Genomic DNA, 2,683 nt, shown 5'->3' on the forward strand with positions numbered 1-2,683 from the left:
GCCCGGCCCGGGCGTGCACGGCCTCGCCGGCTGGCACGCGGCCGCGAGCGCGCTGCGTCACGAGTTCGGGCTCGGGATGCCGCGGCTCGCGCCGTGACGGCCATCGCGTCGGCGTACGGAGGTACCTGCGCTTCGATTGACAGTGGCGGCCCGTAGCGTGGCGATGACGACGGGACCGCACGGAGGAGTTGTGCATGGCGAGTGGCGTTTCGCAGGGTGCCCCCGGGGAATTCCGACATCCCGACCCGCTGATTAAAAGTCAGCTGCTCTGCCTCTGAGCTACGGGGGCGAGGTGACGCATTGAAGCGCTGCGCCAGTTGCAAGCAGTCTAGGCCACACGATGATTTCAACCGTCGATCGCAGTCGCGTGACGGGCTCCAGCCGACCTGTCGAGAGTGCAACCGTGCCTCGGCTCGGGCCTACTACGCCCGGAATCGAGAAGCCCATGTTCGTCGCATCGTCGCCGCGAAGGGAGAGCGTCGCCGTCGCGGATTGGAGCTCGTCGGGGCGTACCTGCTCATGCACCCCTGCGTCGATTGCGGCGAGTCGGACGTTCGCGTGCTCGATTTCGACCACCGCGAAGCCTCGGACAAGGGGAACGAGGTCATGCGGCTCGCGCAAGACGGACATGGGCTGGAACGTATTCGGGCCGAGATCGCGAAGTGTGATGTGCGTTGCCGCAACTGTCACGCGAGGATCACCTACCTCCGCCAAGGCGGGACGTGGCGCGATCTGCTATTCCGGAGCTCGTCGATGCTTCAGGATGTCGAGTCCGCACCAGACTGAACTGCCGGCAGCGACGATTCCGCCGACCGCGGAACGCCCGCCCGACCGTGGGCGGTTCCCGGCCGGCGGGGGTATCGTGTCCGCGATGACCGCAGACTTCCACCGCCCCACGCGGTTCCCGCCGCGCATGTTCGAGGGGTACCTGGGCGCCGAGGACCCGGCGTACGTGAGCCGTGTCGCGCACGACACCGCCGCAGCGGTGCTCTCGCGCGTGCGCGAGGACCCAGACCCCGAGGTGGTCGCCCGCCTCGTGTCGTACACCGACGAGCACGGCATCGATGCGATCGCCGAGCTGTGGTCGCAGGCGTCGCCGAAGAGCCTGCCGGGCGCGCTCTGGCGCATCTACCTGCTGCGCACGATGATCCGGCAGGATGCGCAGGGGGTCAGCCTCGCGTTCCAGCGCGGCACCGAGGTCTCTCGCACGATCGACCAGGTCGTCGCGGGCGCGCCCACCCCGGCCGGCCCGGCGGAGGTGCGCGAGCTCGCCGACACGATCCTGCGCGGCGTGTTCTCGGGCGACTTCGCCGCTGCGCTCGAGCGCGCCACGGCGTTCTGCCGGGTCGCCTCGGCCGGTTTCGCGAGCCTCGCCGACGATGCGGATGCCGCGGACGCCGCGCATCCCGACCGGCCGGGAATCCTCACCCAACGCGCGCTGCGGCTCTCCTCGCTCGCCGAGGAGCTCGCGGCGTGCGCGCGCCTCTGGCGTCACGACAGCCTCGACTGATCGCCCGGGACGCCGCCGGGAATAGACCCCCGGTCGACCTCGTTTAGACTGTTCGTGGCCGGTCGCAGTAACCCCGGGCTCCAATATTCGCCGCTTCGAGCGGCCTCGCGCCGAGAGGCGTTCTGCGGCCGGCCATCTTCCTGCCCGCCGGTTCGCGTGCCGACGAACGGCGCGTCGACGACGGGCTCCGGCATGTCGGCCACGCGCTCGGCGTAGCATCGAGGAATGGCCGACACCGTCTCGTTCCTCGTCGACCCGCTGCCCGTCGATGCGTCACCGGAGTTCTTCGAGGCGTCCTTCCGCGAGATCGAGCCGGGATCCGGTGCGCTCGCCGTGAACGACCTGGCGCCGCACCGCGGCGACGGCGTCTTCGAGACGCTCGCGATCGTCGACGGGCACGTGCAGGAGGTCGGGCCGCACCTCGCCCGCCTGGCGAACTCGGCGCGCCTCACCGAACTCCCCGAGCCGAACCTCGAGCAGTGGTCGCTCGTCATCCGCCGCGCTGCCGAGCGGGTCCCGAACGAGGGCGAGTTCGCCCTCAAGATCGCGCTCAGCCGCGGGGTCGACCCGGGCACCACGCCGACGGGGTGGGTGCACGTCACGCCCGGCGCCGAGTTCCAGGCTGCGCGGGAGCGCGGCATCCGCGTCGTCAGCCTCGACCGCGGCGTGTCGCGCGGCGCGGGGGATCGGGCACCCTGGCTGCTGCTCGGCGCGAAGACGCTGAGCTACGCGGCGAACATGGCGGCGATCCGCGAGGCCAAGCGCCGCGGAGCCGACGACGGCCTGTTCACCTCGTCCGACGGCTTCGTGCTCGAAGGGCCCACGTCGAGCGTGATCGCGCGGCTCGGCGACGAGTTCGTCACGCCGCCGCCCGCCTCCGGCATCCTGCACGGCACGACCCAGCGCAGCATCTTCGCGTACCTCGAGGGGCGCGGCCGCAGGGTCGCCTACCGCGACCTCACGCTCGACGAGCTCAGGCGAGCGGATGCCGCGTGGCTGGTGTCGAGCGTGCGCATGGCCGCGCCGATCGTCGAGCTCGACGGAGCGCCGCTCGCCGTCGACCTCGACGAGACCGCCGCGCTGAACGCGTACCTGCTGAGCCCGCGCGACTGACGATCGAGCGACCGCCGTGCGACCGGCGATCGCCCGCCGCCCGCCGCCCGCCGACCGCGG

At 71.5% G+C, this 2,683-nt stretch carries 2 protein-coding genes and 1 tRNA gene; 2 read left to right on the forward strand and 1 reads right to left on the reverse strand.

All coding sequences use genetic code 11. From position 1 onward, the window contains the following. Positions 1-217: 217 nt before the first annotated feature. Positions 218-289: transfer RNA gene (locus ESO86_RS15145), tRNA-Lys, on the reverse strand. Between the two features lie 582 nt (positions 290-871). On the opposite strand from ESO86_RS15145, the gene ESO86_RS15150 reads away from it, so the two are divergent. Next, positions 872-1,510, forward strand: coding sequence for a DNA-directed RNA polymerase subunit beta (locus ESO86_RS15150; protein ID WP_129235726.1), 639 nt, complete (start codon positions 872-874; stop codon positions 1,508-1,510). 225 nt (positions 1,511-1,735) lie between these two features. Then, positions 1,736-2,623, forward strand: a complete 888-nt coding sequence (locus ESO86_RS15155; protein ID WP_129235727.1) for an aminodeoxychorismate lyase — start codon at positions 1,736-1,738, stop codon at positions 2,621-2,623. The last annotated feature ends 60 nt before the right edge of the window (positions 2,624-2,683 follow it).

Source organism: Agromyces binzhouensis, assembly GCF_004135055.1.
In the GTDB taxonomy this organism is placed as follows: Bacteria; Actinomycetota; Actinomycetes; order Actinomycetales; family Microbacteriaceae; genus Agromyces; species Agromyces binzhouensis.

What these genes read in the sequence shown, in the direction of transcription:
- ESO86_RS15155 (WP_129235727.1), top strand. Translation starts at nt 1,736, where the DNA reads ATGGCCGACACCGTCTCGTTCCTCGTCGACCCGCTGCCCGTCGATGCG.
- ESO86_RS15150 (WP_129235726.1), top strand. Translation starts at nt 872, where the DNA reads ATGACCGCAGACTTCCACCGCCCCACGCGGTTCCCGCCGCGCATGTTC.